This is a genomic window from bacterium, assembly GCA_035371905.1.
Lineage (GTDB): Bacteria > Ratteibacteria > UBA8468 > B48-G9 > JAFGKM01 > JAMWDI01.
Map to the genome: position 1 here is coordinate 1 of DAORXQ010000151.1, position 3,060 is coordinate 3,060.

A 3,060-nucleotide genomic window follows, 5' to 3' on the forward strand; every position below is an offset into this window, starting at 1 on the left:
GAAAAGATTATATTTTTAGGTGCATCAATCTGGTTTTTCCTTGAATTAATAATGGCAAATCTTTTAACAGGATTCCCATGGCTTGTTTTCGGTTTAACTCAATATAAAAATCTCTACATTTCACAGGTTGCAAAATTTACTGGGATTTTCGGTATATCTTTTATTTTAGTTGCTTCAAATCTATTTATTTACAGTATAATAAAGAGAGAATTTTTATCACAACAACTTTTTTTTATTTTTTTTATTATCTTCTGTTTTTTAATTACAAAATTGCCTCAAAAAAAAGAAATTAAAGGAAGATTAAAGATTTCTTTAGTTCAGCCAAATTTTGCTATTTACGAAAACACATTGGAAGAATGTAAAGAAAAGATTATATTTTATATTGAAAAAAAAGTGAGGCATGATAAACCGAATATTATTATTTTCCCTGAGGGTTCTTTCCAGGGAGATATTTTTGAAGAAAAAGGATTTATTAATAAACTTAAAGATTTATCCAGAAAAAATAATTTTGGAATTTTAATAGGTACTTTTACGAAAAAAGATGATTATTTTTACAATTCAAGTGTTTTTATAAATTCTGAAAGAATTGAAGTTTATAATAAAATTCATCTTGTTCCTTATGGTGAATTTATACTTGGCGAAAAATTCAATTTTGTAAAAAATATATTTTTAAAAATTGCTGGTTATTATCCAAAATTAAAAAGAGGGAATGAATTTAAAGTGTTTACCTTTAGAGAAATAAAATTTTCAACACCGATTTGTTATGAAAATATTTTTCCTGAAATAAGTGAAAATTTTTTAAAGAATGGAAGTGATTTTTTTATTGTAATTACAAATGATTCATGGTTTGGAAATTCTTCTGGGCCTTATCAACACTTCTATCATAATGTTTTCAGGGCAATTGAAACGGGAAGATATTTTTTACAGGCAGGATTGACAGGAATGACAGGTATAATAGGTCCGGAAGGAAAAATAGAAAAAATACTTGAGAAAAATAATAATTATTTATTTTTTGAAGATGTGTTAACATGGTCATTACCGGTAGTTATTTATGAAACTTTCTATTCAAAATACGGCATTTATCCTTTTTTATTATTCTGTTTAATTTTAACAGGGCTTTTAATATGCAGGAATTAGAAAAAATAATTGGATATAGATTTAGAAATAAAAAATATCTTGAAGAAGCACTGACTCATCCTTCATACTCACCTGATTCATCATATGAACGACTTGAATTTCTTGGTGACCTGATTCTGGATACAGTTGTAGGAATTTATTTATACAAAAAGTATAAGGATAAAAATGAAGAATTTTTAACAAATTTAAAATCATCTTATGTTAACAACAATTATTTAAAAAAAATATGTGATGAAATTCAGATAATGAAATTTGCAAGACATAAAAACTGTAATATTAAGAGAACAGACAGATTTCTTGAAGCATTAATAGGTGCATTATATCTTGATGGTGGATGGATAGCAGTTAAAAAATTTATAAAAAATTTTATTTTAAATAGAGAACTTGAACCATTGAAAGATTATAAGAATTTACTTTTAAATTATGCAAGAAAAACAAAACAAGTATCTCCTGAATATAAAATTATTTCTGAAAAGGGTTTTCCACACAAAAAGGAGTTTGTTGTAAAAGTAAAAATTAAAGGGATTAGAAAAATAGGGAAGGGTAAAGGGGAAAGCATAAAAGAAGCAGAATTACTTGCTGCAAAAGAACTTTATGAAAAACTTATGAATTTAAAAAAATAAAAAGCAGTAAAAATTGAGAATAATTAATTTTAAAATATATTTACAAAAAAGAAAAAAATTTGACAAATTTAAAATTTATGTTTTAATTAAAAATGATGGGTAATAAATTTGAAATGAAAAGAATTAATACATTAGAGTTAATAAAAAAAATTTTAATTCTTTCTTTTTTCTTAAACATTTCATACCTTTTTTCTTCTGATATAGATGCAAAGAAATATATAAATTATGACCTTCCTGATTGTGGACTTCAAAAAGCGATTGATGATTGTTTTCTATCAGGAGGTGGGACTGTTAAAATTCCTGAAGGAGTTTTCAAATTGAGAAGAGGACTTTTGTTAAAAAACAAAGTAAATATTGAGGGAAGTGGAATTGACAAAACAGTTTTAATATATGGAAAAGAGATTTTGAAAATAAATGTTACGAAAGAAAATGAAGGGAACAAGATATTTCTTGAATATATACCTGAGAAGATGGAAATTGGAAGTGCAGTTGTTTTATGTAGAATATTTCCTCCTTCATGGTATGGAGAACCAAAACCAGGGTATGTAAAAGAAATAAATAAAGAAGAGAAATATATAATTGTTGAAGCACCTTATGGGATGTTTCAATTAAAACCTCCAAATGGATGTATAATTTTTGGTGATTCTGCTTATCCTGATAAAGATGTTAAAAAAGGAGATATTGAAATTTATCTTAAAAGTACATCAATTTTTAAGGAAGGAGAAGAGATTGCAATAGGTGAACCGCCAAATGAATCTCTTCTTGCCCATGCATTTATCAAAGAAATAAAAGAAAATAAAATTATTCTTGAATCACCTGTTTCAATTGATTTTAAAGCAAATCCATCCTCTGAAGAACTCGGAAATAAAAAGATAAATGTTTTAATATGGGCAGTTTTTCCATTAATCCATGGAGCAAATGTTGAAGATATAAAAATAAGTAATTTAACAATTAGAGGAAATGCAAAAGGAAATGCCTATACAACACAAGGAAGATATACAGTTGCTGGAATTCATATTTACAATGGGAAAAATATAGTAATTGAGAAAATAAAAGTAACTGAATGGCCAACTGATGGAATAAGTTTACAGACAGGAGAAAATTGTATAGTCAGGGATTGTGAAGTTATAGGATGTCTTGGTAATGGAATCCATCCTGGAACAGGGCTTAAAAATACACTTATAGAAAATAATAAAATTTTTGAAAACGGTCAGGGTATTTATTTCTGCTGGCATAATTTTGGGCATAAGATTAAAAACAATATTATTGGAAGGAATAAATCACATGGAATAGGTGGACT

At 26.4% G+C, this 3,060-nt stretch carries 3 protein-coding genes; all 3 read left to right on the forward strand.

The genetic code is table 11. From position 1 onward, the window contains the following. Window positions 1–1,137 (forward strand): apolipoprotein N-acyltransferase (gene lnt, locus PKV21_09855; GenBank protein ID HOM27790.1); only part of this gene is annotated, 1,137 nt, incomplete at its 5' end. Continuing rightward, window positions 1,125–1,760, forward strand: a complete 636-nt coding sequence (gene rnc, locus PKV21_09860) for a ribonuclease III (GenBank protein HOM27791.1) — start codon at window positions 1,125–1,127, stop codon at window positions 1,758–1,760. The genes lnt and rnc, both read left to right, overlap by 13 nt. Before the next feature lie 95 nt (window positions 1,761–1,855). Next, the coding region (locus PKV21_09865; protein ID HOM27792.1) for a right-handed parallel beta-helix repeat-containing protein at window positions 1,856–3,060 on the forward strand (1,205 nt) is incomplete at its 3' end.